The organism is Methylorubrum zatmanii, from assembly GCF_014845115.1.
GTDB lineage: Bacteria > Pseudomonadota > Alphaproteobacteria > Rhizobiales > Beijerinckiaceae > Methylobacterium > Methylobacterium zatmanii.
Window position 1 is genome coordinate 1 of the sequence record NZ_NKUI01000137.1, and the last position, 2,774, is coordinate 2,774.

The 2,774-nt window shown below is 71.3% G+C and carries 4 protein-coding genes; 1 reads left to right on the plus strand and 3 read right to left on the minus strand.

The features are described from left to right. A partial coding sequence (locus MZTS_RS16850) for a YcjF family protein (RefSeq protein WP_192284712.1) occupies positions 1–942 on the plus strand: 942 nt, incomplete at its 5' end. 69 nt (positions 943–1,011) lie between these two features. Here the strand turns inward: MZTS_RS16850 and MZTS_RS16855 are convergent. From MZTS_RS16855 to MZTS_RS16865, 3 genes are all read right to left on the minus strand, one after another. After that, positions 1,012–1,395, minus strand: coding sequence for an exopolysaccharide production protein YjbE (locus tag MZTS_RS16855; RefSeq protein WP_192284713.1), 384 nt, complete (start codon positions 1,393–1,395; stop codon positions 1,012–1,014). A 208-nt stretch (positions 1,396–1,603) separates the two neighbouring features. Then, positions 1,604–2,155 carry an RBBP9/YdeN family alpha/beta hydrolase gene (locus tag MZTS_RS16860; RefSeq protein WP_192284714.1) on the minus strand — a complete coding sequence of 184 codons (552 nt, stop codon included), beginning with the start codon at positions 2,153–2,155 and terminating at the stop codon, positions 1,604–1,606. A 102-nt stretch (positions 2,156–2,257) separates the two neighbouring features. After that, on the minus strand, positions 2,258–2,774 hold a 517-nt coding region (locus MZTS_RS16865; RefSeq protein ID WP_425492756.1), incomplete at its 5' end, for a diaminopimelate decarboxylase family protein.

Genomic DNA, 2,774 nt, shown 5'->3' on the forward strand with positions numbered 1-2,774 from the left:
GGGTCGTGGCGGCGCCTCGTCGACGAGCCCTACGAGATCGTGGATGCCGCCGACGGTGTCGCCGTGCCGGTGGCGCCCAAAAGCCGGGCACCATGGCTCTCGATCCTGTTCAGCGCCCTCGGCGGCCTCGTCGGCATCGCGGTGGGGCTCTCGATCGAGCGGCTGATCACCGACCTGTTTGCCACCGCTCCCTGGCTCGGCTGGGTCGCCCTCGCGCTCCTCGTGATCGCGGGCATCGCGCTCACCGCCCTCGTCGCCCGCGAGGCGCTCGGCGTCTGGCGCGAGCGCAAGATCGAAGTCCTGCGCGAGCGGGCGCTGGCCGCCCTCTCCACCCGCGACCACACCGCCGCGCAGGGCGTGGTGCAGGAGCTGCGTGGCTTCTACGCCGACCGGCCGGCCCTGGCCGCCGGTATCCGGCGGCTCGATGCGGTGGGCGACGCGATCCTCGACGTGGACGACCGGCTGGCCCTGGCCGAGGGCGAGCTGCTCAGTCCCCTCGACCGGCAGGCCAAGGCGGCCATCGCCCAGGCGGCGAGCCAGGTTTCGGCGGTGACCGCGCTGAGCCCGCGGGCCATCGTCGATGTCGCCTTCGTGGTGTTCTCCGCCGCCCGGCTGCTGCGCCGGATCGCGGCGATCTATGGCGGCCGCCCCGGCCTGCTCGGCTTCCTGCGGCTCGCCCGGGCGGCGCTCGCCCATCTCACCGTCACCGGCGGCATGGCGGTGGGGGAGGGCATGCTGCATCAGGTGCTCGGCCTCGGCCTCGCCGCCCGCGTCTCGGCCAAGCTCGGCGAGGGCGTGCTCAACGGCCTGATGACCGCCCGCTTCGGGCTCGCGGCCCTGGCGGTGTGCCGGCCGCTGCCCTTCGTCCGCGTGAGCCCTCCCACCGTCAACGACGTGGCGGGCCAGCTGTTTCGCGTCGGCGAGGACAAGGCGGCGCCCTAAGGCGAAGGCATAAAAAACCCCCCGCACCGGCCGGTGCGGGGGCGTTCTCCGTGCGGTGAAGGCAGGCGATCAGCAGTCGTCGCCGCCCTTCTTGTCGCCGAGCTTCTGATCGTGGCCGGCCGCGTTCATCGCGCCGACGGTGCCCGGCGCGGCCGGCTGGTCGCCACCGGCGGTGTTCTTGGCGGAGGCGGTCTGCTCGGAGCCGGGCTTGTTGCCGACGCCCTGGCCGGCGCCGACATTGTTCATCGCGCCGATGGTGCCGGGGGAGGCCGGCTGCTGGCCGCCCGCGAGGTTCTTCGAGCCCGAATCCGCGCCGCTGCCGGTGCTGCTGTTCTCGGCCTTGGAATCGCCCGGCGCCTTGTTGGTGCTGCCGGTGTTGCACGGGGCTGCAAGCGCGGAGCCGGCGATGAAGGCGAAAGCGGTGGCGGTAGCGATGGTCTTCGTCAGCGTCACGAGTGCGTCCCTCCGAAATTGTCCGGACGGCTTTGCCGACCGGTGTGCCCGGAGAAAGCAATTAAGGAAAATTAAGTTCCCGATTTCTCCTAGATCAAAGAAACTTTTCAGGCCCGCTTCTCAGAACATTTGATTGGAACGGCGCATAAGTCCCTGTTTTGAGCCGCGCTCTGCCGTTCCGGCCGAACCTTTTCGGCCCGGAAACGGATTAGAGCGGAGCCAGGAAGCCGGCGAGACGCATCAGACCCTCGGGCCAGGGGCCGTGCCCACTGGCGACATTGATGTGGCCCGACTCGCCCGCATCCACCAGCGCCGAACCCCAGGCATAGGCGTAATCCTCCGCTCGCGCGTAGGTGCAGTGCGGGTCGGTGCGGCTCGCCACCAGCAGCGAGGGGAAGGGCAGGGGATCGCGCGGCACCGGCGCGAAGGCGCGCACGCTCTCCGGCAGACTCGCCCCGGCCTCGATATCGGGGAAGGCCACGAGCAGGGCCCCGCGCACCACACCGGCGGGAAAACGCGGTGCGGCCTCCACCGCCGCCACGACACCGAGGCTATGGGCGATGAGCACCACCGGGCGGGTCGCCGCCGCGACCGCCTCCGCGATCCGGTCGCGCCAGGACTCGGGATCGGGGTTATGCCAATCGGCCTGCTCGACGATCCGGGCGGTCTTGAGCCGGGCCGCCCAGCGGGCCTGCCAGTGATCCTCCTCGGAGCCGGCATAGCCGGGCAGGATCAGGATGTCGCAATCGGCGGTCTTCATGGGGCGGTCTTTTCGGAAAGCGGGCCGGCTCGCACCGGCCCCCGAGGCCGAAGCATCGGGCGGCATCTCAGGATGGGCGCGCGAGCGGTCCCGTCAACACCGTCAGGCGAGCCAGCCGGGCAGGCGGTCGAGGCGGATCAGGTCGTCGTAGCTCGGGCGCGGACGCACCACGGCCGCCTGATCGCCGCGCACCAGCACCTCCGGCACGAGGCGGCGGCTGTTATAGGTGCCGGCCTGGACCGCGCCGTAGGCGCCCGCGCTCATCACCGCGATCAGGTCACCGGGGGAGACCTCGGGCATCTCGCGCCCGAGAGCGAGATAGTCGCCGCTCTCGCAGACCGGGCCGACCACGTCCGCCGTCAGCCGGGGCGTGTCGGGGCCGGGCTCGCTCAGCGGGCGCAGGGCGTGGAAGGCCTCGTAGAGCGTCGGGCGGATCAGGTCGTTCATCGCCCCGTCGACGATCACGAAGGTCTTGCCCTCGGTCGGCTTCACGTAGACCACGCGGGTGACAAGGATGCCGGCATTGCCGGCGATCATCCGCCCGATCTCGAAGACGGGCTTGAGGCCCAGCGGCCGGAAATGCGGGCGCAGGATCGCGGCCAGAGCCGCCGGGTCGGGC

What these genes read in the sequence shown, in the direction of transcription:
- MZTS_RS16860 (WP_192284714.1), bottom strand. Translation starts at nt 2,155, where the DNA reads ATGAAGACCGCCGATTGCGACATCCTGATCCTGCCCGGCTATGCCGGC.